The organism is Paenibacillus sp. NPDC057886, assembly GCF_042796655.1.
Lineage (GTDB): Bacteria > Bacillota > Bacilli > Paenibacillales > Paenibacillaceae > Paenibacillus.
In genome coordinates this window covers 331218-355056 of the sequence record NZ_JBHVMZ010000005.1, presented here as the reverse complement: position 1 = coordinate 355056, position 23839 = coordinate 331218, and the positions used below count along the sequence as shown (strand labels likewise).

Here is a 23839-nt window from a genome sequence, read left to right as displayed (position 1 = left end):
TTTAAGAACGTAGCCCTGAACTATCCGTTAATACAAAAGAGAAGTAAGGCCACTAGGCATTCAACCCTGTGGCCTTACTTCTCTTCGTTTTCTCTTCTCTTTAACGAACCACTAAAGATTCCCTGAATTCCTGAGGAGTCATGCCCGTCACCTTTTTATAAAAGCGTGTAAAAGAATGAGCTGCCTCATAGCCAACCTGGAGCGCAACCTCGCGCACCATGAGATCGGCATTCCGAAGCAGATCCTTTGCCCTACGGATCCGTAGCTCGTCAATAAATTCAGAGAGGTTGATTCCCATTTCCTGTTTGAAGAAACGCGACAGATAGGATGGATTGAAATGATAAAGCTCGGCCAGCCTTACCAGGGAAAGATCTTCTTCTAAGTGCTCCTTGATGTATGTACACAGGGAATGAATCACGGCATTTGCCCGCTCCTGTTCATTCGAGCTCTTGAAGCGCACCAATTCGTCGGCTGCTTGATACAGAAACTGCACCGCATCCTTCATGCAGGTATACTCGTTGAGATGTAAAAGTCTTCGCTGATCGGGAATATCCTGATGCAGACCCCATCGATTGATGGTCGAGTACAGATGCAGCGCCAGATTATAATAGGTTTCCATGGCCCTCTCCATGGTCACATCCTGTTGGATCAGTTCACTCGTTAATTCCTCAAACACTTCGTAAAATTGCTGCGTTCGTCCTGTCTCCAAATACCCTGACATCACTTCTATTCGGTTACTGACGCGTGTAAGCTCCCTTAAGCCTTTCTTTGGAAGAACATCATCGTAATCCCGCAATACCATGGATATGCCATCGCCAATCTTCATCCAATGAAGCTGCCTTAACCTCTCATATTGCCGAGGAATTTCAGACCAATGACAGCTGTTACCAGCTAAAGCAAAAGCCACGGATATGCCAAGTGAAGTCATGCATGCTTCCTGCACCAATTCCAATGTACCTTCAAGATATCGGATAAGAGAACTACCTGGCTCTACCTCTGTTTGCTTGGGCTGAATAAGCCATATCATATCCCCGTAATGGTCCGTCATGCTAACGTGAACAATGTGCTCCTCCATCAGGGAGGAAACAATCAATCGCGCCGATGCGTGAATCTGAGTGCGTTCCGATTGAGCATGTTTATCTTTGGAATTGATCCGGCCAAGCACAACATGTACTGGGGAAGAAGCATTCATCCCAAAGTCCCAACGATCCAATTCTTTCTGAATTTCAAAAGTAGAACTCAAATACTCAGTACCGTTCTGAAGCAGATTCCGCAGATACTCTTCCTGCTGAAGCAACGCGAGCTGACAAGTAATCTCGCTTGACTTCTCTAGCAACTCGCGCATATAGTGACTCTTCTTAATCTCTTCTATCACTTCCTCCACTACAGACAAAATCTTGTCATACCCTTCTGTTTTGAGCAAATAACGGACGTTGGGCATCTGAAAAGCCCTGTAAGCATAGTTAAAGTCGCTGTAACCTGTTAGAAAAATAATGCGGCAGTGCGACCAATAAGCCTGAATCTGCTCTGTCAGCTCAAGACCGTTCATACCCGGCATGCGAATATCCGTCAAAACGATATCAATTCTCGAGCGTTCCATCCAAGCTAATGCCTCACTCGCAGAATAAGCCTTGCATACGTCTAGACGATCAGGCATATATCTTGCAAAGGTTTCAAAAAGAGCATCCGTAATAATTTCCTCATCATCCACAATCAAAAGTCGATACATCCGTCTTCCCTTCCTTCCATATGAATTCGGATTGTGACCTTTAATCCCGACAGTTCACTTCTCGTCAAAAACAAGCCGCTATCTTCCCCATAGGTCAGCATCAGTCGACGATGGATATTCATTAATCCGGTCATTTCCTCCGAGTCACTTTTTTCATGCAAACGTTGTTGAAGCGCAGCAATTTGATGATCTTCCAATTCATGCCCATTGTCCTCCACAGTAATCTCTGCAAACTGCTCCGTAATATGGAACCGGACTCGAAGCATGCCCTGAGCGGTCATTTTTTCCAGACTGTGCTCATAAGCATTCTCAATGATTGGCTGTATGATCAAGCGGGGAACATGAATGCGCTCCATCGATGTTGGCAAATCTCCAAAGTCTGCATGTATACGTCTGGAAAAACGCAGGTTTTGGATTTCGGTATATATCCGTGAATGGCTCGCCTCTTCTTCCAACCTAATCAGATCGGTTTCGTTCCGGGTAATAAACCTGAAATATTCTCCGAGCATGTTGGTGAATTGTTCGATGCGCTCCGTATCCCCTGTTCTTGCGAGTGAGTTGAGAATAAAGAAACTGTTATATAAAAAATGAGGGTTAATCTGGGATTGGAGCTGCTTCAACTCGGCACGCTGCATCATCATCGTTTTTTTGAAATCCCGATCGATTAACAACTGAAGGTTTTCTAGCATCTGATTAAACCGGGTATACAGGAAGCCAAACTCATCTTTTCGCTTGTGCACGATGGGGATATCCAGTACACCAGTCTCCATTTTTTTGAACCTCTTCATGAGAAGAAGCAGCGGAATATGAATGAGTCTGTAGCTTGAGTAGAGGAAGGCCGATATTGCCACAAATGATGTTATTGCAAACAACCAGGCCCAGTGATAGAACTTGCTGAGTGGTCTCTTTACAATCTCTTCCGGCAAATATGTTGCTATAGACAAACCCAGAGGTTCCATACGGCTCTGGCTAACATAATAGCGTGTACCATCCACCTTCACCTGAAATGCACCATGGTCCCCCTTAGCAATGTGGTCACGATAATCAGCAAGGATAACATCTCGCGTTGGAAGGTCTGTGATCATATGACCTGTTTTTTCCTCCATCAGTAAAGAATCACTATCAGGGTATAAATTAAGCTGGACTAGAGCATTTCGAAATTGCTCCGTGTCCAGCTCGACCTGGACTGCGAAGAGCGGAGCTTCTCCTTTTTTGCCAGTCAGCTTCACGGCACTCAGGTTCATTACACCCTCTTTTACCGTAAAACGATTTCCTTTTCCCTCCATGCCAGAGCTGAAGTAATTATAGGAATCACTGTTGTAATCATCAATGCCATGGGTAGCGGAGATGCTTTTGCCAATCGTTCGAATATGCACATGAACATTCTTAATATATACACTGCTGTTCTTGAACGTAGCAAGCCGTTCGGACAGATAGTTCAATGTTTCCCGGCGATCTACCTGATCCATCATCTCCCACAGAATGGCCAGCCTGTTGAGCTTCCTGTCTTCCACAATATCAAACTGCTGCAACTCCATCCATTCAATTTCTCGATTCAGTTCTTCAAGATAACGGGCAAGCCGTCTTTCCGTTGACAACGATATTTCCTGACTGGCATTATCATAACTCCAGTTGTACAAATACATTCCCAGGATAATAAGCGGAAGAACAAATATTAGATAGGTCACGCCCAGACGGGCGAAGATGCTGCTCCGCCATGAATGGGCCGGGAATTTAATCAACTCATCCCCTCCAGCATATCAATTACTTTCTTGGTTAAATGCACCCTAGCGAAACGATTCAGTGCTCCAGTGTCGTCTTTGAATTGAGCCATGCATTAACCTCCGTTGTAATCTGATCTCCGCCTAACTTGCGCCAATTGTCCACAAACTGATCGAACTCTTCAATGGGGTTTCCGAGAATAATATTCAGATAAGCTTCAAGCTGAAGATCATTCAGTATCATTTGTCGGTCGATCATTGTGTCTGTAATCCCACCTGTGAACTGATCATACAGAAGCTGTCCGTTCCTTTCATAACCATCGGCTATGCTGAATGCTCCAGACGGCCCATAGGTTTGATTCCATCCCCAACCGCTCTCCACGTCTTCCTTGATATAAGCTTCAATTCTCTTCTGAATAGCCGCTGCTTCCTCTTGAAGTCCCGACGGATCACCGGATCGGCTCGCCTCGCTAATTTGGCGGTAGGCATCCAGATTTTTGGTACCCGGAAAAGGCGTGACTGGCGAGAGCATCCACACTGCCTCGGAATCGTCATTGTAGTATGTTTCGTACTGCGCCTGCTCGCCCCAGTTCGTCTCCAAATGCAAATTCATGAGCTTCATGATGACTTCAGGATGAGCATAGTCTTTCCTAACAGCGAAATACTGCCAGGTATTGGTTCGTAACGGCACTTTAGCCATGTGGCCGGATTCTGCTACGATAGGAAAAGCCTGCCATTCAGCATCTGGATCGTTATCCCTGCTCGACTTGATCATAAAGGGAGTCCATTGTTCACCATACAACATGCCGATGGTTCCGTTCTGGATCAGGCGGGCTTCATACGCTCCTCTTTTGTAGCCAAAATCGGGGTCAAGCTGGTCATCGAGGTACAAGTTTTGCAGAACTTGCAGCGCTTTTCGGACTTCGGGTTGTATGCCGCCGTATACGAGGTTACCATTCGCATCCTTGACCCAGATATTCGGATATGCGCCATACCCAGCCATTAGGCCTGCAGCTCCCATGACTGGGTCCCACAAATGGTTTGTTAAGGCAAGTCCGTACGTATCCTGTTGACCGTTACCGTCGGGGTCCCTATATGTAAACGCTTTCGATATCTCGAGCACGTCTTCCATTGTCTCAGGCGGATGAAGCTGCAGGCGTTCAAGCCAATCCGTTCTGATCCACAAGTACTGGGCTGTTTCGATGGAGGATGCTGTTTCCGGTATAGCCATCAATTTTCCATCAATGGTTGCGGCGTCAAACGGGCCTCTTCCTTCTGCCTCCAATATGCTCTTTGCAAGCGGAGAAGCATAAGTTGAGTATACTTCAGACAGGTCCTGAATCAGTCCTGCGTTGCTCAGCTGTCTCAGCTGGTACGGATTCACTTTTACAATGTCAGGAATACGACCGGCAGCAAGGGAGACGCCCAACTTCTGTCCATATACGTCTCCTCTAGCGATCCAATCATATTGGAGCTGAATCCCCAGTTTTTCTTCATACAACCGGCTCCAGCGATTGTCAAGCAACGTCTCCCCAGGCAACTGGCTGATCATGCGTTCCAGATCGTCCCCTGATTCTCTGACAAAAGATACCTGAACCGGAGAGCTGTATTTACTAAAATGCGGCTCATTTTCCGCAGCCTGCACATCAGTACCTACAATATCCTGTCCCGAATATCCGCGTGTATGTCCACTTGGTATGCATGCGCTAAGCAACAGGATCACAACTAATTTGGTTCTGATTAATACAGTGATGCGCATAGTATGCACCCCTATTCGACTGAAATAGATGCTTTAGTTCCTGGCATTGGAACCTGTTTTTATTGTACATGAAATAGCTTCAGCTGAGCAGAATTAGATCATATATCGTTAAAAAAGCCGCCGGCTCGGCGACTTCAAGTCCATTTTATTTCTGGTTATGCGGAAGCATATTCTGATATTTAAAATTCGAAAAATCAGCTATTCCTCCGATCATGCTTGTCGAATATAAAAACAATCCGATCCGGCATCCCATAAAGTGATCCAGTTTATAAATCATCTTGTGAGTGATACCAAGCGGCTTCCACTCCACTCCATCCAGATAGAAGAATGAGCATTCGTCCTGATTGTCCACGAAATTCCCAACGGCCTTAAGCGTAATCACTGATTCCGCTATGGGAATTCTTGCATATTCGGTGGCTGGCTCCGCATCAATCAGATTACCGAAGATGGATGCATCCTCGCTGTTTCTTGCCTGCATGACCAGGTAAAAACGACCTTCTTTCCTCGTGAGTGCAATCAAACCATATGTGCCAATCAGATAGCTCATGCCTGCGTAATCGCCGTCATTCAATTGGCTGCCATCCAGCGTGACAATTGTTTCACAGACGGGGCCCATTGCACGCTGCGTCAGCGTATTCACGGCAAATGTCAGGTTGGGACGAATATGACCGGATTGAATCCGATACACTCCCGGTTTGTCGGTCACGGACCAGAGGTCATTATCCGGAGTATGGTTCCATTGCCAAAAATCGTTCAGTCGTACCCTCCCGTCTTCACCGGGTTCATAATGAAATGAATCATTCCCCACCAGAGGTTTGTATTTATAATCTGTTCTCGTGCTCGGGATCAGGATTTGTTTCGGGGCTTGCTTGGCAAACACCGGAATATCGTTCTCGAAATGCAGCGGGACCAGCACAGGAATACGTCCGATGGCACCATGATCCTGAAACAGCATGGCATACCACTCTCCGTCCGGTGTATCCACGATTCCTCCCTGGGCTACCCCAGCATTAAAATATCCCATGTCATCATTGAATACTTCACCGCCAACAAACTCATCTTCCAGCGAATCTGCCATATAGCAAGCCTGTGTTCTTCTGCCGGAAGCCTTGGAAATGTGGATTAAAAACACATAATATTTGCCGTTAATTTTGTAGAAGTGGGCACCTTCATAGCCGAGGAAATGAGGTTGCTTGTCTTTTATGATCATGCGGTGGACTCCCCCGGGTTCGGGACCGGAAAAATTAGAACTGAGCTCTGTCAAATAAATCTCGGTGTTGCCATGAATCAGGTAGATTCGATCATCCTCATCGAAAAACAGTGAGCAATCATGATAAAAGCCTTCCACATACTGTTTGGTCCAAGGGTCGGTTACTTCCTTGGCAGTGTACAGATATGTCTTATGTGTATCATTGGCAACAAAAATGACGTAAAATGTATCCTTATGGTGCCGAAGCGAGGCAGCCCACATGCCTTTGCCGTAAATCTGACTGCCTTCCTCCAGACATTGAGCGGGTGTATCGTCAAGTCTATCGTACACATGAGCAGCGGTCTCCCATTGGATCAGATCATAGGATCGCAGGATGACGCAGCCTGGCATCATATGCATTGTTGTACTGACCATATAATAGGTGTCATCGACCCGAATCACATCAAGATCCGGATAATCGGCCCAAATAATCGGGTTTGCATACATACTTTTCGTTCCCCCTTTTTAGTCATGCTTCACTACAACCTCAACCGATACTTCAGCCAATTCACGCTTTAGATCACGCTCTTCGGTTAGATCCAGGACCGGAAATCCATCCATGTCAAAATGAACCCGCCGAATTCCGCAGGCTCGAGGTGCATCGATGCCAGGTCTGGCATGGTAGACGTTCCATGTGACACCTTCATTATCTATCACATACGAATTATGGCCCGGTCCAAATTCTCCCGGAACACTTCTTGATGTCAAAAGAGGATAATTCCATTTTGTCCAGTGATCCGGATTCAGCAAATCGTCATTCACATTCAGGGTCAGAAGCCCTACACAATAAGTGGCGTCTACAGCCGCACTCGCAAAGGTTAAATACAGCCTGTCATTTCGGATCAGGGCGAATGGTCCTTCATCAACATACGTGTGATTGTTTGCCCAGCCATAATCCGGTTTGGATAACAGGACAGGTTCACTGCTCAGCCTCCATGGCTCTTGGGAGTCCAGTTTGGCAATATAAAGCCATGCTCCAAGATCTACGGGTACAAATTGGCGCTCAGACCAGGACGCATAATACTCATCGTTCCATTTGAAAACCGTCATGTCGAGGGAAATTACTTTTCCGGCTTCGCACAAATGGGTCCCGTCTTTTCTAAGCACGCGCTGAGGTATCGACCAATCCGTTGCACGAGTTGGGCTACCGTCGGCACTCAGTTTCATTACATGGGATTCTTCATTCAGGAAATCTCCAGAGGTGGCTGCATGGAAAAGGTATAGCTCATCTGCAATGACATGAAGCTCGGGCGCCCACAATAAACCTTTAATGTGGTCATACGTACTTGTGTCCAGAATAAGTATTTCCTGAGCGTCGACGAGACCCGCTATCGTATCCGATTCACGAATATACAGTGTTTGGTTGTGATCTTCATCATTGGTCGCTACCAAATAATACTTGGAATTCCATTTGGTAATGCAGGGATCGGCCCGGTTAGCAGCAATGGGAAATGCATAATGCTCCTGTATGACCATACCTGTCACATGATAAGTACCTTCCTGATCCCACTTTACCATCTCCGCATTCCAATCCACCTTCCTGAGCGAAGTAGTACCATCGTTGTATTCGGCTATTGCCTTAAGCGCTTTCAAATCCTCCATTGATGTAGCGATGATTCGCTCCGGGAGTCGGATCGCTGTATTTTCAGGCGGTGTCAGTCGGTGGGCTATACGCAAGGCAACCTCATGTGGGACCCGAAGCACATTGCGCGGAATAATTCCTTCAATATCCGGAGATGCCGACGTTATAGCGATGGCCACTGCCTTTACAGGAATGGAAGCATGGCTCAGGCGAAACAGATCTTGCATCGTGTTTTGAAAAAAGCAGCCATTCTCATCACTCCAACGGATTACATAGCACTGGTCTGACTGATTAAATTCGCACATGATGTCATGGACATAAACATCGCCTTTAAGATCAATTAGACCTATCTCCTTATAATGCAGCAGATCGGAGGAATGAAAGAACAGCACCGCACCCTTGCTCTCTTTATCTTGTTGGCCTTCGGCTTCTGTACGCACTGCCATCACGCCAAATGTTCCGTCCTGAAGAATGAACAAGTAAGGATTTTGCAGACTTTTGGCATTCAGCGTGCCATTCTCATTTTCTGTTGCCTTTGCAAACAATACGCCTGAGTTATGGTTCAGCGCACGGTATTTGGAGCCGTCTTCACTGTAGGCAAGGTGCATGCTGTGTGCAAGCCTGGGCGCATAGATCTTCGTTTGCAGAGGAGAACGGGTGTAGGAGAGGATATAGTGATATTCCCTTTCCTTTTCTATTTCTGATATCATGATTGCAGGTCCCCTTTATTGATCATTTCAAAGACATACCCAACGATGGAGCAGTAACAATTCAAAGATTAATCAGTGATTTATCAGCGGTTTCCCCTTAAAATTATAAAATAGAAGTGCATTTCAAAGAATGATATATACTATCGTAATATTGATTTATTCTAAGATTGGAGAATGGTATGAACACGATTTTTTATGTCGGTTACGATGCCGCTCACCCGGCTGATTTCATTTATGATATACCGGAAGGTCATGATTTTTGGCTGCTCATTCTTACACAGACTCCAGCGGAATTTTGGGTAAATGGCGAGATAAAAGCGTATCCGGCGAATTGTGCCGTCCTTTACCCACCTCATCAGAAAATCATGTATCGAGCGTGCTCGGATCAATACGTCAATGATTGGATACGATTTCTCTCAGATGAATCGTATGTATTGGATTCTGCTCTTCCGTTAGGCACGCCAATTCCTCTTCCGGATCCCGGCTATTGTCATCAGTTATTTCAATTGCTGGCTACCGAAAATTTTCTTTCGTGTGATTACCGTGAGCTCTCTATTGATTATTTGTTTCGAATTATGTTTAACAAGCTTCTCGAAGCATCTCAGTCCGTGGAAAACACATCACATTACCAGAATCTTTTAAATTTGCGCAAGGCCATTAATCACTGTCCGGGCCAAGCATGGAGCGTATCTGTCATGGCTGATTGTGTTCATCTTAGTCCAGGATATCTGCAATCGTTATACAAAAACACATTTGGCATCTCCTGTATGGAAGATGTCATTCAATCCAGAATTCGTCTCGCCAAAGAAAGACTGATTCATGGCCAGTCCAGAATTTCAGACATCAGTGAACTTTGCGGTTATCGGAATGTAGAGCATTTCTCCAGGCAATTCAGACAAGTGGTCGGTTGTACACCGCGTAGTTATCGCAGATCCATCACCTCTTCGTCATAACGGACTTGCAGACGATAACTCCTTCGATAGACAAGAAAATTCCGCCGACAGCTCATTTCCGGCGAAGCAAATCCAGTTCAAACTCTACTTGCTTTGTCGGAATTTCTCCGGGCAAGTTCGTGAAACAGTAACGGCAATGTGAAGAGACATCATACTCTTTGAGAATTATTCACCTGAAAAAAAGATGCTTATAAATGAAAAAGCCCACCAGAATGCATGGTAGGCCTAAGGGAATGGGAGTCCCATTCAATTATATCCAGTACAATATTATTTTATAACTATGCTAAACATCATCGTAGTAATACGTGATTAGCTCCGATTATTATTCTAATCCCCTTTATATAGCTTCCCCTACCCAACATTATATTGAATCCCCCGCTAAAGCGGGGGGTTCGAAACACAACCTGTAGAGAAGGGGTTCCCTACAATATATGCGATTGCATGATCCCCCACTACAAAAGTTTCAACGGCATGCCCTACTAAAGTTAATAGTCTGTAGGGCTGTATCGAGTAAACTTTTTATTATATCTGCTCACGAATATCTCTCACGCCTTCCGAACAGAGGGCGAGTAAAATACGTCAGCATGCATATGCTGAATTTTGTCCCAGTTACCGGGATTGGTCGTATCTGGAGTGCGGTGCTCCAGAATCGCCTGATACAGAGTGGTTTTTTGTTCTAAATGGGCAACGTGCCGTTTGGCTTCTTCGAGCTGAACGAGCGCCGCTTCTTTATGCTCCATCATGAGTGCGAAGCGTTGCGGAATGGTCGAATCACCTTCGAGACAGAGATCGATATACTTTTTGATGAATTCAATCGGCATCCCGGATTGCTTAAGGCATTTGACGCCATGTAGCCAGTTGATCGATTCATCGTCGAACATCCGAATGTTGTTTTGATTGCGCTGTACGCTTGGCACCAGGCCTTTATCCGTGTAAAAGCGCACGGCGTGCTCGGTGAGTCCCGTTTTCTGGGCGGCTTCTTTGACCGTATGCATGTGAAATCCTCCTTGAAAATAAATTCTTGAAGACGGCTTGACTTCGTGTAGCACGAAGGTTCTAAGCTGATTGTAATGCAATTCAGCCGTAAGTGGAACCACCGCTGCAGTGCCCGATTCCCGGGATACGCGCCGTTTGCTGTTATACATTTGAACACTAGGAGGAGTTACAATGCAAAACGTAACATTGAACAACGGAGTGAAAATGCCGATCATCGGCTTCGGTGTCTACCAGGTTCCCGACGCTGAAGAATGTGAGAACGCGGTATATGAAGCGCTGATGGCTGGTTACCGCCTGATCGACACCGCCGCCGGTTATCTGAACGAGGAAGCAGTCGGACGTGCGATCAAGCGCAGCGGAATACCGCGGGAGGAGCTGTTCATCACGACTAAGCTGTGGGTTCAGGATGCCGGCTACGAGAGTGCCAAGCTGGCATTTTCCAAATCCTTGAAGAAGCTGCAACTCGATTATCTCGATCTATACCTTATACACCAGCCGTTCGGCGATTACTACGGTGCTTGGCGCGCGATGGAAGACCTGTACCGCGAAGGCAAGATCAAGGCGATTGGTGTCAGCAACTTCCTGCCCGATCGTTTGATGGACCTCATCGTGCATAACGAAATCGTGCCTGCCGTCAACCAGGTTGAAACGCACCCGTTCTACCAGCAGATCGAGAGTGCCTCTTTTATGAATGAGCAGGGAGTGCAACATCAGTCGTGGGCGCCGTTCGCTGAAGGACTCAACGATATGTTCGGCAACAAAGTGCTGGCCTCGATTGCAGAAAATCACAACAAGTCCGCCGCCCAGGTCGTGCTGCGCTGGCTTGTTCAGCGGGAAGTTGTTGTTATTCCAAAATCAGTGAGAAAAGAGCGGATCGTCGAAAACTTCGACATTTTCGATTTTGAGTTGAGCTCAGACGATATGGAACAGATTTCCTCCCTCGATACACGGGAAAGTCTTTTCATCTCCTACCACGATCCGAAATTCGCCAAGATGCTGGGCACCCTGAGAGTTGATCTGTAAACCTTGAATGAACCGTAAACTCATCACGGTTTTATACTCGTCTATTAAGAAAGGACAGGGCACCCTGTCCTTTCTTTACTTGAAGTCAAATTCTAAGAATAGCAAAACTGCTCTTACCGGTGCAATGAAATCTATACTCACAGGTAACAAACATAACCGCCAAGACCTCTTGAACTATCCTGCCCGTTGCTTAATGAAACAGATATCATATTACAATTAGCATTTGTCTAATCAACAATGACACAATGTTCTTATCCTCTTGATTAAATAGCTATACAAAGAAACCACGACACCAAGTTTTGGCACCGCAGTTTAATGATCAACCATACTATTGGATTTGCTTCATGTAATCTTTAAATCCCTCGGCTATTTCTTTGAATTTCGTATGATGCAGGTAATGTGAACCTTCCATCGGGATCATTTTGCCCTGTGCGGATTGTTTGACTTGCTCCTCATGTAGCGGAATCCACTGCGCATTGTGCTCGTTATTGGATTGAACGAAGAGAAGCACTGGCAAATCACGAGGGTACGTGAGTTTTTCTCCATTTTTGAAATTGGAACCTAGGTGTCTCAATTCATCCATCATCGTTGGATTGCTCGTGACTTGATTTGAAATCAAATTCATCTGTTCTTTGGTATGCTCATCAAATGCCAAGGACTTATATGAATCTCCGCTCACTTTTTTTAGCAATCTCATCAGACCTGATTCTTGAAGAAACTGCATGGATTTCAAAGGCAATTTGACATTCATGCCAGGTTGATTGGGAACGCTGCTATCAATGCCGACAAAAGCAAAAACTTCATCCGGATAGGTGTTCACATAGGACACTCCGTAAAGTCCCGCGATGGAATGTCCCATCAGAACATAACGCTCTATTAGGTCTTTATACTGATAAATCAAAAAAGTCGCTTGGGCCATATTTAGTCAAAAATTAATAAAAGCCGCTAATAAGCGCTTAAAAGCCCTTACGAATGCGCTTGTGGTGTGCTGCCTCTTTTAATTATACTAGCAAAAATGTCCATGCATTACAGATTGTGCTCCATATATTATTCTATCTCTAGTAATGTGGGGGTGAGAATTATGAAGCCATTTTGAAAATAGCACGATCCCATATAATGATATATTGGCCAAATCCAATTCATTCGGACTACGTATTTACACATCTGGATCATTACCTTTTTCGGGGAATAAGTTTAATTTATCATTCCTTAATTGTCTTAAACCGTATTTATAGGATTGGAGGAATAGCTATGGTTCGTACGCTCGATGCTCGTACTTCTCTTGGGTCTAATGGCATTGCTCCGCTAAATATTCTGCTTGTTCCCAACACCCCTACCTTAGTTGGAATCCTTGGGCTTAACATTATTAATCCAGGGCTGACCATTCGAACTCAATTTAATGGCACTTATCGAATTTCAGTGGCTAATTTGTCTTCACAACCTTCTTCCGTAAGGTTTGACATTTTCAGAGGTTCCACCAATATAGGTACACCAATCTACGTGGTTTCACAACCCATATTCCCAGCCGAATCAAGCATACTAGCAAGTTTTGAAGGCTCCGATTATAATGTCCCCCCCCCACCCTCCGGGCAACTTATCTATTCTTGTTATGTGACATTTGTTCCGGCATCTCCAATGGAGCAAGCCACACGCGTTGGACCAGAATGCTTTAATGCAGTCACTTACAGCGATGATTAATTCTGACTTGTAACAGGATTTTATCGGAGGAAGGAGGGCATCGCATGGTTAAAACGTTAGATGCACGGACCTCTCAAGGTTCCAACGGACAGAACGTTGTTATTACGAGCTTTACGAATGGAGTCCCGCTCTTGTTTGCCCAAGTAGGCCTGCAAATCAGTAACCCAGGAACATGGATTCGGACTCTTTTTTCGGGTGTTATTGAAGTTACCGCCAATCAACTACCCATAAACGCTGATCTTGTTATCGAAGTATACCAAGGATTGGGCAGTTCTCAGCAGTTGGTCTACCGTGCGGGTACTATTGTTGTGGCTAATCCTTTTTTTAGTCCATGTGTATTTAGTTTTACTGGTGCCGATTTTAATGTGACTCCACCAAGTAATGGGCAACTTGTCTATTCGGCATACGCTACATTCACTTATAATCCAATTTACAGTGTGAGCAATGTCCGCTTAGGACCCGAAAGTTTCAATACGACGGTGTATTCTGACGATTAAGTTGTATATGTTTGGTGACATTCCTCTGATGTTTGGTGTTCCGAATTTCTAAACTGTACCCTATAAGATAGACACTTTAAAAAAGGTCATCTTATGGGGTCCTTTTTATTTATAATCAAGTGAAAAACGAGCGGTGGTAGAATGAGATGACCATAAGTCAAAAACGTGAGTGCAAAAGCCATAGCGAGTCTGTTTAAATAAGAACCTTAACAGGCCCAATAAGTCCGCTTGGCTCCTGCTGGGCAAAGGATGACAAGAAATCTTGCTGATCTTTTACCAGCGTGTTTGTAACTTCGATGACTATTTTGTTTATCCCCGTTTTTATTAAACCATTTACTTCAAAGCGGTAAGGTGGACAGATGCGAACTCCTGCATAATCACCATTTAACCATACTTCTGCTGTTTCAAATACCTCGCCGAAATCTAAAAGTGCTGGAGTCACCGATCCTTTCCATACAAATTGCGTTTCATAGCGAAATGTTCCGGAAAAATGAGGTAGATAATCAGGAGAACTCATATTTGTTAACGTATCTAATTTGCCCCATTCCACAAAGTGAGGATAGTGTTCAGCATCTGCAGTAGAAATCGTCCATTCTGCTGCAATATCCATCGTCTTCGTTTTCCCTATATGCAATGGGCTCTCGGCATACCATTCAAGGTCCTTTCCTTGAAGCATTACAATGGATTCATACGGATTCAGGACAAGTGAGACCGACTTCAGATCCGTCTCTCTCGAATTCAAACGTATTAAGCGATTATTGAAGGCATCATAGGTATACACTTCACCTTGCACAGGCAAAAAAACGTTCGTGCGTATGATTTCAAACGGACTTTCGTTAAAGAACATGAATACATTCAAATTGTCATGAGAGTAGTAGTAATTCCTTAGATACGGTTCAAGCGTGTCAACTTGAATATCGAAATGTTCGTCTCCGATAAGATCTTGTGCCAAGTTGCCCAGGGATAGAACTTTAACGTTCATGTGATTGGCAATTCGTGTAAGCTCATTGGGAACGTCAAGGTCTTCGCTTGATCGTACTGGCAGCCCATCAACGAAGCGAATGGCAAGCCCTTGTTCAGCAAACTGGACTAAACGCTGAAGCATCGCGGCAGGAAGTGCTTCTGAATAAGGTATGATAAGGCATCTGTAATCCTCTTGATGGACATGCAGCCTCCCGTCGATCACATTGGCGTCTTCTAAAAGAACATCAATGGGAAGAATGTCGCAATCAATTTGACGTTGCATCAATGCCTTTACGGGCTTATGAAAATACATCGATTCTCCCGACCATTCGGCTTCCGCATGATACAAGACAGCAGCAGATGCCACATGTCTTCCGCCTGAAATCAGGTGACTGATCCGATTCATATAACGATTTAAATGCTTATAATAACGATACTGCGGATTTTTCCCGCCTGCATACATATGCGGCGGACAATCCGGATCCGGGAACGCTTTCTGAGTAAAGGCATGCGGTACAAAGTAGTTAACACCGCGGACCAGCATATGGTCGGTAAGCCACTTCATTAGCTTTAACCCTTCCGTCCAACCATATGCCCCATACAATTCGCACATGGTCCTTCCTTGTTTTTTTGGATCAATATGCCCGAGCGATACACCAAGCTTGGCCAAGCCATAGTGGAAGAATTCACTATCTGTCTCCCCTGTGGTAGAGCGGAAACTCAATTCATCGAAGCCAGGGACAATCTGCCACAACACCACATCAATACCCGACATGTCTTGTCCCCAGAGAGAGCGAAAAAAGTGGCCCGCTCCAGGTCCTAATCTTGCATGGACGTTGTTATCTTCAAGAACATGTCCGATATATTCTAACCCGCGGGCTCTGCACCAGGCCCCAATTTGATTGCAGAAGTTGTCTGCGTAAAGCTTGCTGATAATATTCATATACGCGTACCGTACACTATTGGATTGTTCTCCCGCATCCTGCCAAAGTAAATAGAGGTCCTTTCGGTAATCCTCACCTAACGCTTTCTCAAGCAAAGCGGGTAATTCATTGCTCCAAGGGAGTGATACTCCTTGTTTACCAGGTTTCGAATTAAAGTCAAACGTTGTTTTATCATTGTAAAATCCGGGTTCGTCTGAAAAAAATCCAGCAAAGGTCTTCCCGAAATCTTCCTTGTAACGTTGATAAACAGCCTCATAAACTGTATCAAGCAGAATGCGAACCGAATCCCGAGCTAGCGGGTTCAGATAATCTTCCTGTGCCTTGCTACCGCCATCCCTATTTTCCGAAATAATAAATATCCGCCAATACCCTTCAGGGATATCCCAATAAAGAGTACCCTTATGCACAAGTTCTGTTATGTCAATACATTCACGAAGCAATGTTCCATTCGATGGACTTCGACGGACAGCCACAACGGAAACCAGCTTATTTTGACCACTTGCGTTTTGGTTAAGCGAAATGGTAGGTCGAAGACCGGTCATCAGTAAAGTATCTACCAGAAAAGATGCTCCTGAGGCAGGCCCGATCGTATCGATATAACGTTCACCGAGAAATATCCGTTGAAGCTCCTCAGGGGCTTCTTTTACTTTGCCTGCCGCATGTCCTGTTGGGAAATGATCATCATCAAGCATCCACACTTTCATGCCACGCTTTCGGGCTTCATCCATAATGATGTCCATATCCGACCACCATTTCGGTCCAAGAAAATCAGGATGTGGGCGGGCCTCCACGCACACTGCTCTAATGCCTGTTTCATATACACGAGCCATCTCTTCCCGAATAACCTGTTCCTCCTCTCCATGCTGCCAAAGAAAAGGAAGGATATAATTGTGTTCCCGACCCTTGAGCACTTCCATTAAACGATTTCTCATGATTCATCCCCTATTTCGGATTGATCTACACCCAGACGATGTCCAACACATTCTAACTGATATGAAATATCCGCCCGTCTTCAAAATAATAGTGGGCGGATGTACTTCTATACTTCTGATGATCAATTATTTCTGCACTTTCGTATACCATTCTCTAGCACGCTTCGTAACCTCTTCGCCACCTGACTTGTTCCATTTATCTACAAACTCATCAAACTTGCTGATCGGGTATTGTCCCAGAATAATCTTGGTCGCATATTCCACGTAGAGCGTACGATTGTTAATGTCCGGGAAGCCATCGTATACGCTGGCTGGCATACCGTCACCAGCAATGACTTTTGCATATTTCTGCGCTTCCTGCATATTTCGGGTAACCTGATCAATAGCCCACATTCTGTCTTCTGAAGCGGTACTCTTGTTGAGATCGATCATGAAATCTAGAGTGGATATTTTGGCATATGGATCGAGAATTAGGTTCTCCTGAGAACTTTTATCGTCCGGCAGTTTAACGGCTTTACCGTCCTTCATCGTATAATGCATCCCTTCTACGCCGAGGTACAAATCATTCCAGTTCTTCTTGTCATACATGTTGTTCAGCAGCTTTAGAGTGGCCATCAGCTTGTTCTGATCCTTATTATTCTTGACCACCCAGGCAGGTGGCGTAAATCTCTTCCACGTGTAGAAGCCTTCATAACCAGGGACTTCCGGTATCGGAAGAACAGCGAACTCCGCTTTCACACCCGTGTTCTTAAATAAATTTTCTAGTGGCAAATAACCGGATTCCACCCAATGGAAATAGTTTCCTGCCTTATCCGACTGAATTTTGCCGTCCCACTTGTCCTTAGTATTCAAAAGCGACTCCTTGTCGATTAATCCTTCCTTGTACAACTTAGAGATGAACTCCAAAGCCGATTTCATATTCGGGGTCACCGCGGAATAAGTCAGCTGACCGTCGTAAATATCCCACTCCGGATATCCTTCAAACATGGCTACTCCATACATAGCAAACAGATGATCCATCCATCGCGCTTGCTCCCTACCTCCGGTTGGAATCTCATCTTTCTGGCCATTGCCGTTGGGGTCTTGGTCCCGGAAAGATTCAAGCACATTTACATACTCGTCTTGAGTCTTCGGCATCGTCAGGCCAAGCTTGTCGAGCCAATCCTGGCGAATCATGCCAGCATATCTTCCGTATTCCACGACACCGGGAATATAATAGATTTTCCCCTGACCGGTAGGGTCGTTCGCTTTGACCACATCCCACATTTCCTGAGGGATCGCTTCCCATAGATTCGGTGCATATTTTGGCAACAGTTCGGTCAGTTCGGCAATCGCACCGTTTTTAGCCAAGCTGTCTTCAATGCCCTGCTGAGGTAAAAACAGATCCGGCATTTCGTTTGCGGCGATTTTCAAGTTTAGCTGATTCAGGTAGTTGGTACCCCCGTTCCATTCCACATATGGATGGATAACACCCACGCCGAGCTTTTCCTTATAAAATTCATATAACTTGCTGCCTTTGGTAATCGGTTTATATCCAATGTTCGTTCCCCATACTTCAATATCGACAGTTCCGTCCTCATTGATGGAGGTATTCTGACTTGAAGAGGAAGAATCGCCGATAGAGTTACAACCAGTCATCGTACTTATTGCAAGGAAACCTGAGGCCAACATTAATCCGATCCTTTTAAAAATCATAATACTCCTCCTTTAACCGTTAATTTCTCAGACGGTCTATTTAATCATCCATATGATTGTTCTAACCTTTCACGGAGCCGAGCATGGCACCTTTGACAAAATATTTTTGTAAGAATGGATACACGATGATGATCGGGACGATGGCAAAAATGACCGTCGCAGCTCTCAAGGTCCGCTCGTTATAGTTAAGATCAACCGTTGAAACAGCGCCGGCCATCATAATGCTGTCGTCGGTAATGAACTGTCGGATTTTAATCTGCAACGGAAACCAGTTGGTATCTTGCAGGAAAAAGAGTGGATGTTGAAACTGGTTCCACAGCACCACCCCGTAGAACAAAGCTAGTGTTGCCATTACAGCCTTGGATAGCGGAAGTACGAAATGGAACAGCATTCGAAAATACCCGCACCCCTCCAAAAAGGCGGCTTCTTCCAATTCTTTCGGAAATTGTTTAAAAAAAGTCCTCATGATGATTAAATTAAATGGATTCAGAATGTGTGGCAAGATTAAAACCAGTGGATTGTCATACAGACCAATACTTCGAACTGTCAGAAAATATGGTACGATGGGCGCTTTAAAGATCATGGCGATCACAACGCATACCATAATTGCTGCACCCCAGCGGAACTCCGACTTCGACAGAGGATACGCGAACAAGGCGGTCATCAGAAGGGCCAGAACCGTCCCAATTAATGTAGTGCCAACCGTCAGAAAGAACGATCTCCACAAATCTGGACGATCAATGATATACAGCCAGGAATCAAATGTAAATTGTTTAGGCCATATCGTCACCAGATTCATATCCACTGCACTTTTGGAACTCAGTGATGTGGAGATTACGGACAGAAGCGGGATAATAGCCACAATGGAAAACAGGATGAGGAATACGGTAACTGCGGTAACCAATAATTTTTCCCCTCTCGCTTCAACCATATCTACCAGAGCCCCCCATCCGACACTTTTTTGGACATTTTATTAAAAACGAATACTAGAATAAGCCCTATTACGGATTGAAATAAACCGACTGCAGTCGCGAAACTGTACTGCGCTTGCTGAATGCCAGTCCGGAATACATACGTGTCCAATATATCACCAACACTGTACGTCATCGGGGTGAGCATGTTAAACACTTGATCGAATCCGAGATCCAGAAAGTTCCCGATTTCGAGCAGGAAGAGTACAAGTACAGTAGGTAAAAGAAGCGGAAATGTGATATGACGGATTTGTCTTATCTTGGATGCCCCATCGATCATCGCTGATTCGTAGAGTTGTGGGTCGATCGCGCTAATAGCGGCCATATACACCACAGTCCCCCATCCGGCATCTCTCCATATGGACGAAATTGCATAAATGGGCCTGAAGTATGCACTCTCCTGCATAGCCAACACTGGTTCAAAACCAAACCACCCGATGATGATGTTGAACAATCCACTTAATGAAAAGAAATCGAACAGAATACCGCCGACGATAACCCAGGATAAAAAGTGCGGTATATACAAAGCAGTTTGAATTCCTTTTTTTAGCGCAGATTTTCGAATTTCGTTAATCATCAGCGCAAGTAATACAGGCACTGGAAAAACTAGTACAAGTTTGAGAAAACCTAAAAACAGCGTGTTGCCGAATACCCGCACAAAATCAGGATGGTCGATCAAGGCTCTAAAATGCTTAAGCCCTACCCACGGGCTATCAACAAACCCTTGAAAAACTGAATAATCCTTGAAGGCGATTACAGCACCGCCCAGCGGAATAAATTTAAATACAATAAGAAAAATGATACCCGGAATAGCCATCACATATAGCGGCCAATACACCTTTATTCGATGAATCGTAAAAACTTTCAATTTATCCCCCCTGTATTTCATGTTTGAATCCGCTTACAACAATAACTATACATCCCGGATATCCCTTGCTCAATTGGGCATTTTTAAGTTAAAACAAGTCATTTTTAAGTTGCATTAAAAAAACCACTCCAATAGGAAGTGGCAATTCCCTTTAAGTACTTGTAAGATTTTTTCGGTATTCTCTAGGTTTAGAGCCTGTCAGTTTTTCAAACATCCGTGCAAAATGCTGTGGATCCGAATAACCCACCTCATGGCAAATTTCGTAAATCTTCATATCTGTATTCTCTAGCAATTCTTTCGCTTTACTGACTCGAATTTGGGTCAAAAAATTCAAATAAGTCTCTCCTGTCTTTTGTTTAAAATACTGACTTAAATAATAGGGATTTATGAAAAAATGTGTAGCTACTTCTGCAAGGCTAATTGGTTCATTGTAATGATCTGTGACATATTCCTTAATCTCCGAGATCAAAACTTTCTTTTTGGAAATATGATTTTCCAGCTTAAAAGCAATAATTCCATGAATGACTTGTACCATCCATTCCTCTAAATACGCCAGTGTCTCGAACCTCGAAATGCCCTCTAAAGACAAAATATGGCGCCCTATTAATTCGTTCTGTTGCAATTGCTGAATAGACATCTTTCGAATACTCATTAAAAGAATGTTTAAGCACTGTAGCTGAAGATCTACCGGACTAACAGTGGGTTTATCTGCTATCCCACCGAAGATCTCATGAATAATGACTACACATTCGTGTTCATCCATATTGTCGATTGCGGCTTCTAGGGCACTGATGAGTTCTTCAGGAACAAGTTTACTTCTTACTGCCAAATTCATGATTTCGGAGAAAGGAATAACGGACGCTGTACCTTTGATTAATTTGTAACTTAGCGCATTTCGTGCTTCCTCAAAAGACTGGCTGATTCCCGTGGGCCGATTCTTCACTGTCCCGACTCCAATGACAATGGAAAGTTTCAGATTAAGGGTCAAAGCCTCATTAAGGCGATGTATCGCGCGAACCAGTTCTCCTGTTTCGAGGGTAGCATTATGAGTAATCACCACCGCAATTTGTGAACCTGAATAACGAAACCGATATACTCCGTCGTACTGTCTTAAGGTTAGGTCAATCTGGCGAAAAACAGGATCAAATCCATACTCTTTCAGAAAATCTACATTGGCATTCATTTCAATCAAGATAGACGCAAACTTAGAATCCTTTACATATATGCGGTTAACCCGTAGCAGTTCCTCTACAAGTTCCATGTGATCATTACCCAGATCAAGGATGTCTCGCAAGGCTTCTTCCTGGATGCGGCATTGGAAGTCCTGCTTCATGTTATCTATTTCGTGCAACTTCATTCTCTCTGAACGAATTGACTCCATGACCAGGCAAACACATTCCCGAAGCTCCCTTTCCTCAACTGGCTTGTTGATGTAAAAGTTCACGCCGAGCTGCATACCTCTTCGAGCATATTCAAAATCCGCATATCCGCTTAGCAAAATAAATTTACTCTGACTATCCATGTCTTTTAACATTTTGATCATTTCCAAACCATTGGCCTGAGGCATACGTATATCTGTAATGACAATATCCGGTTGCCATTTTTGAATTATATTGAACCCATCTATTCCATTGTGAGCTGTTCCGACGACTTCACATTCAGGAATATATCGACTTACCATTTTTTTGAGACCCTCCAAAATCCCCTTCTCGTCATCCACTAAGATGATTTTCATTCAAGTCTCCCTCCCTCTCCACTTTAAACCTAGCGATGTCTGAGATTTAAATCTTAGGAATCAATATCTCAACTGTCGTTCCATTCTCGATACCAGTAAAAACGGTGACATAATACTGATCTCCATAGTGAAGTTTGATTCGTTCTGCAATATTTTTCAGACCTAGTCCGTTCCCCCGCAATTCATCTGCCTCTTCTAGCTTATATTTGTTCGAGGTGGTGTTTTCCAAGAGGGAACATAACTCTGCTTGTTTATCTAAAGGCATCCCGATTCCGTTGTCCGAAATTCGGAACAAAACGTCTCCTTTTTCTGTCCAACTCCCTTCGATCTCGATAATCAAAGGACGGCTGTAGTTTTCAAAACCATGGTTGATGCTATTTTCCACTATAGGCTGAAATACCAAGGGGATAATGCTGCAATGAAGCATCTCATCTGGAATGTTGACAACCATTCGGAACATGTTATCAAATCGGATGTTCTGAAGCTCCAAGTAATTGGATGTATATTCCAGTTCATGTTTCACAGAATGATGGCTTCTTTCTTTACCTAGAGTTAACCGAAACATGCGAGCCAGAATTTTTATCATCCCTGCAGTTTCTTCATCATCCTTCACTAGCGCCTTCATACGAATGGATTCAAGGGTGTTATATAACATATGGGGGTTAATTTGATTTTGAAGAGCAAGAAATTTGGCTTGACGCTGCTTGATCTCCGCAACGTATACATCTTCAATCAAAGTTTTGATCGTTATGATCATTTTATTGTAGCTGTATACCAAACCTCCGATCTCATCGGTGGTCTGATCTTCCTCTATCGGGAGATATTGACCTACTTCTGCTTGCTTCATGCTTCTTCTAAGAGCCTTGATTGGTCTCGTAATCGTATAGCTTAACCAAAGCGAGATCAGGAAAATGATCAGGCAGCTCATCAAGATAACGACCACGGTTAAAGCTTTAATTTGATTGATTTTCTGTAGCAATTTTGAACGTGGGATTTCAGTTTTGATTAACAGCTCTCCCTGGGAAGTGACTTCCGATAAAATAATGCGATCTATGCTTCCACTATTCCACTGGATATCCGAACCAGCTTTAAGCAATTGCTCCCAAGTTATTTGACCGCTGGCCGCGTCGGAATGGTAAACGACTTCTCTCCGGCTATTGCCTATAATTACGCTTATTCCATACTTATCCCGAGCCTGGACGAATTCATGCTCAAGCTGGAGCAACGTAAATGGATCCAGATCAATAAGAAGAATGCCGGCATATGCTCCCTTAGAATTATATAGAACTCTCCCCACCGTTACGACAGCTCCTGCTCCCTTATCCTCATAATAGGAACGGTCATGTAAGCCGCTGATAAAAAAAGTCTGATCCGAGTTTCGGAGCTTATTAAACCAATCTTGGGATAACAGTCTGTTATCAACCACTCTGCTTGTTGTGGTCGTATATTGATAAACACTGTTGTCCCGACTAATCAACATTACGGTGCTGATCTCAGATTTGAGCAATGCAACCCTCATGAGCAGTTGCTGGACGGCTACCCTTTGATTCACGACCTCGTTCATAGGCAAGCTTGACTCTTCTCCGAGTTTGTAGATCAATTCGTTGTCTATTAGTACTGATTTCGTGATCTTATCATATTCTTTGATAAATTCATTCAACGAAGATTTGATTTGTGATGTATACAAAGAGGCAAATTCTTGAGAGGAATCTTCAAGCCCCTTAGCCGATTGTTTAAAAATGAATACGCTTACAATTAGGAGTGGAATGATACATGCCAATATATAAGTTATCATTAACTTATTTTGAAACCTC

17 protein-coding genes are annotated in these 23839 nt (G+C 44.2%); 4 read left to right on the top strand and 13 right to left on the bottom strand.

Annotated elements, in window-relative coordinates; genetic code table 11:
* Positions 1 to 100 precede the first annotated feature (100 nt).
* The 5 genes from ACFVQB_RS18845 to ACFVQB_RS18825 all read right to left on the bottom strand — a co-directional run bounded on the left by ACFVQB_RS18845 (position 101) and on the right by ACFVQB_RS18825 (position 8750).
* Positions 101 to 1729, bottom strand: a complete 1629-nt coding sequence (locus ACFVQB_RS18845) for a response regulator (protein WP_379442053.1) — start codon at positions 1727 to 1729, stop codon at positions 101 to 103.
* Positions 1714 to 3471: a sensor histidine kinase gene (locus tag ACFVQB_RS18840; RefSeq protein WP_379442050.1), complete on the bottom strand. Its 1758-nt coding sequence runs from the start codon at positions 3469 to 3471 to the stop codon at positions 1714 to 1716. Before ACFVQB_RS18840 ends, ACFVQB_RS18845 begins: the two co-directional genes overlap by 16 nt.
* Before the next feature lie 58 nt (positions 3472 to 3529).
* Positions 3530 to 5209 carry an extracellular solute-binding protein gene (locus ACFVQB_RS18835; protein WP_379442046.1) on the bottom strand — a complete coding sequence of 560 codons (1680 nt, stop codon included), beginning with the start codon at positions 5207 to 5209 and terminating at the stop codon, positions 3530 to 3532.
* Positions 5210 to 5354: 145 nt separating this feature from the next.
* On the bottom strand, positions 5355 to 6905 hold the full coding sequence (locus ACFVQB_RS18830) for a glycoside hydrolase family 43 protein (RefSeq protein WP_379442042.1): 1551 nt from the start codon (positions 6903 to 6905) through the stop codon (positions 5355 to 5357).
* A gap of 18 nt (positions 6906 to 6923) precedes the next feature.
* Complete coding sequence (locus ACFVQB_RS18825; protein WP_379442038.1) at positions 6924 to 8750, bottom strand: family 43 glycosylhydrolase; 1827 nt, start codon at positions 8748 to 8750, stop codon at positions 6924 to 6926.
* Between the two features lie 179 nt (positions 8751 to 8929).
* Here ACFVQB_RS18825 and ACFVQB_RS18820 point away from each other — a divergent pair, with 179 nt between their 5' ends.
* Complete coding sequence (locus tag ACFVQB_RS18820; RefSeq protein ID WP_379442035.1) at positions 8930 to 9703, top strand: helix-turn-helix transcriptional regulator; 774 nt, start codon at positions 8930 to 8932, stop codon at positions 9701 to 9703.
* Between the two features lie 545 nt (positions 9704 to 10248).
* Here ACFVQB_RS18820 and ACFVQB_RS18815 read toward each other — a convergent pair.
* A complete protein-coding gene (locus tag ACFVQB_RS18815; protein ID WP_379442031.1) occupies positions 10249 to 10698 on the bottom strand; it encodes a MerR family transcriptional regulator in 450 nt (149 codons plus the stop codon).
* Positions 10699 to 10870: 172 nt separating this feature from the next.
* Here ACFVQB_RS18815 and ACFVQB_RS18810 point away from each other — a divergent pair, with 172 nt between their 5' ends.
* Positions 10871 to 11722: an aldo/keto reductase gene (locus tag ACFVQB_RS18810; RefSeq protein ID WP_379442027.1), complete on the top strand. Its 852-nt coding sequence runs from the start codon at positions 10871 to 10873 to the stop codon at positions 11720 to 11722.
* 328 nt (positions 11723 to 12050) lie between these two features.
* On the opposite strand, the gene ACFVQB_RS18805 is transcribed toward ACFVQB_RS18810, so the two are convergent.
* The gene (locus ACFVQB_RS18805; RefSeq protein ID WP_379442023.1) at positions 12051 to 12542 is read right to left on the bottom strand and encodes a hypothetical protein; all 492 of its coding nucleotides are present in this window, start codon (positions 12540 to 12542) and stop codon (positions 12051 to 12053) included.
* Positions 12543 to 12973: 431 nt separating this feature from the next.
* Between ACFVQB_RS18805 and ACFVQB_RS18800 the strand changes: the two genes are divergently transcribed.
* Complete coding sequence (locus ACFVQB_RS18800; RefSeq protein ID WP_379442019.1) at positions 12974 to 13420, top strand: hypothetical protein; 447 nt, start codon at positions 12974 to 12976, stop codon at positions 13418 to 13420.
* 44 nt (positions 13421 to 13464) lie between these two features.
* Entirely contained in the window at positions 13465 to 13917 is a 453-nt protein-coding gene (locus ACFVQB_RS18795) for a hypothetical protein (RefSeq protein WP_379442016.1), read from the top strand.
* A 193-nt stretch (positions 13918 to 14110) separates the two neighbouring features.
* On the opposite strand, the gene ACFVQB_RS18790 is transcribed toward ACFVQB_RS18795, so the two are convergent.
* The 6 genes from ACFVQB_RS18790 to ACFVQB_RS18765 all read right to left on the bottom strand — a co-directional run bounded on the left by ACFVQB_RS18790 (position 14111) and on the right by ACFVQB_RS18765 (position 23589).
* The gene (locus ACFVQB_RS18790) at positions 14111 to 16756 is read right to left on the bottom strand and encodes a glycosylhydrolase-like jelly roll fold domain-containing protein (RefSeq protein WP_379442012.1); all 2646 of its coding nucleotides are present in this window, start codon (positions 16754 to 16756) and stop codon (positions 14111 to 14113) included.
* Between the two features lie 126 nt (positions 16757 to 16882).
* Positions 16883 to 18451, bottom strand: a complete 1569-nt coding sequence (locus ACFVQB_RS18785; protein ID WP_379442009.1) for a type 2 periplasmic-binding domain-containing protein — start codon at positions 18449 to 18451, stop codon at positions 16883 to 16885.
* A 61-nt stretch (positions 18452 to 18512) separates the two neighbouring features.
* Positions 18513 to 19382 (bottom strand): carbohydrate ABC transporter permease, encoded by an 870-nt coding sequence (locus ACFVQB_RS18780; protein WP_379442005.1) that lies wholly within the window; start codon positions 19380 to 19382, stop codon positions 18513 to 18515.
* A 2-nt stretch (positions 19383 to 19384) separates the two neighbouring features.
* Positions 19385 to 20290: an ABC transporter permease gene (locus ACFVQB_RS18775; RefSeq protein WP_379442001.1), complete on the bottom strand. Its 906-nt coding sequence runs from the start codon at positions 20288 to 20290 to the stop codon at positions 19385 to 19387.
* 151 nt (positions 20291 to 20441) lie between these two features.
* Entirely contained in the window at positions 20442 to 22025 is a 1584-nt protein-coding gene (locus ACFVQB_RS18770) for a response regulator (RefSeq protein WP_379441998.1), read from the bottom strand.
* A gap of 46 nt (positions 22026 to 22071) precedes the next feature.
* Positions 22072 to 23589, bottom strand: coding sequence for a cache domain-containing sensor histidine kinase (locus ACFVQB_RS18765; protein ID WP_379442875.1), 1518 nt, complete (start codon positions 23587 to 23589; stop codon positions 22072 to 22074).
* Between the last annotated feature and the right edge of the window lie 250 nt (positions 23590 to 23839).

Bases quoted from the DNA above. Each gene is read 5' to 3' on its own strand.
- ACFVQB_RS18845 (WP_379442053.1), bottom strand. From the start codon at position 1,729: ATGTATCGACTTTTGATTGTGGATGATGAGGAAATTATTACGGATGCT.
- ACFVQB_RS18835 (WP_379442046.1), bottom strand. From the start codon at position 5,209: ATGCGCATCACTGTATTAATCAGAACCAAATTAGTTGTGATCCTGTTG.
- ACFVQB_RS18830 (WP_379442042.1), bottom strand. From the start codon at position 6,905: ATGTATGCAAACCCGATTATTTGGGCCGATTATCCGGATCTTGATGTG.
- ACFVQB_RS18825 (WP_379442038.1), bottom strand. From the start codon at position 8,750: ATGATATCAGAAATAGAAAAGGAAAGGGAATATCACTATATCCTCTCC.
- ACFVQB_RS18820 (WP_379442035.1), top strand. From the start codon at position 8,930: ATGAACACGATTTTTTATGTCGGTTACGATGCCGCTCACCCGGCTGAT.
- ACFVQB_RS18815 (WP_379442031.1), bottom strand. From the start codon at position 10,698: ATGCATACGGTCAAAGAAGCCGCCCAGAAAACGGGACTCACCGAGCAC.
- ACFVQB_RS18810 (WP_379442027.1), top strand. From the start codon at position 10,871: ATGCAAAACGTAACATTGAACAACGGAGTGAAAATGCCGATCATCGGC.
- ACFVQB_RS18800 (WP_379442019.1), top strand. From the start codon at position 12,974: ATGGTTCGTACGCTCGATGCTCGTACTTCTCTTGGGTCTAATGGCATT.
- ACFVQB_RS18795 (WP_379442016.1), top strand. From the start codon at position 13,465: ATGGTTAAAACGTTAGATGCACGGACCTCTCAAGGTTCCAACGGACAG.
- ACFVQB_RS18790 (WP_379442012.1), bottom strand. From the start codon at position 16,756: ATGAGAAATCGTTTAATGGAAGTGCTCAAGGGTCGGGAACACAATTAT.
- ACFVQB_RS18785 (WP_379442009.1), bottom strand. From the start codon at position 18,451: ATGATTTTTAAAAGGATCGGATTAATGTTGGCCTCAGGTTTCCTTGCA.
- ACFVQB_RS18780 (WP_379442005.1), bottom strand. From the start codon at position 19,382: ATGGTTGAAGCGAGAGGGGAAAAATTATTGGTTACCGCAGTTACCGTA.
- ACFVQB_RS18770 (WP_379441998.1), bottom strand. From the start codon at position 22,025: ATGAAAATCATCTTAGTGGATGACGAGAAGGGGATTTTGGAGGGTCTC.
- ACFVQB_RS18765 (WP_379442875.1), bottom strand. From the start codon at position 23,589: ATGAACGAGGTCGTGAATCAAAGGGTAGCCGTCCAGCAACTGCTCATG.